The 734-nt window shown below is 43.1% G+C and carries 1 protein-coding gene; it reads right to left on the reverse strand.

Going from position 1 to position 734, the window contains the following annotated elements:
* Positions 1–716, reverse strand: a 716-nt coding sequence (locus tag ACWA1B_RS22360) for an alpha/beta fold hydrolase (protein ID WP_456910787.1), incomplete at its 3' end; no start/stop codon positions are given.
* Between the last annotated feature and the right edge of the window lie 18 nt (positions 717–734).

Genomic DNA, 734 nt, shown 5'->3' on the forward strand with positions numbered 1-734 from the left:
CTGTCAAGAAAATCACTGATCAAGGCCCCAATTTCTTTTCCAAAACTCTCAAGTGCGAAATGACCTGTAGCAAACAAATGGAATTCCAAATTTTTCAAGTCTTTTTTGAATGCCTCTGCACCCACGCCCGGAAAGATATAATCATCCTTACCATATACGATAAGTGTCTGCGGCTGATGGTCTCTGAAATACTGCTGCCATTTTGGGTACAATACAACATTGGTTTGGTAGTCATAAAACATCTGCAGTTGAATAGCTCCGTTTTCAGGACGCTCCAAGTGTCGTAAATCGATTTCCCAGTTATCAGGGGAAATAACGCTCACATCGGGTACGCTGTGCGTATACTGCCACTTTAATCCATCAGGATTGTGGAAGGTTCTAAGGGTAGCTTCCGCCTCCTTATCATTGACATCTTTCCAATATGCTTTGATCGGGTCCCAGAATGCTTCAAGACCTTCCTCATAGGCACAGCCGTTTTGGATAATCAGCGTGTCTATTTTCTCGGGGCTCGCACTGGCTATCCTAAATCCGATCGGCGCCCCATAGTCCATCAAATACAGACTGTATTTTTTAATATCCAGCTCACTTAGCAAAGTGGTTACTATACTGGCCATATTCTCAAACGTATAGGCGAAATCTTTCATCGGGGGCTGCTCACTTCTTCCGTATCCCGGATAATCCGGAGCTATCAAATGGTATTTATCCGATAAATCCATAATAAGGTTTCTAAACAT

The sequence above is a fragment of the Flavobacterium xizangense genome (genome assembly GCF_054075145.1).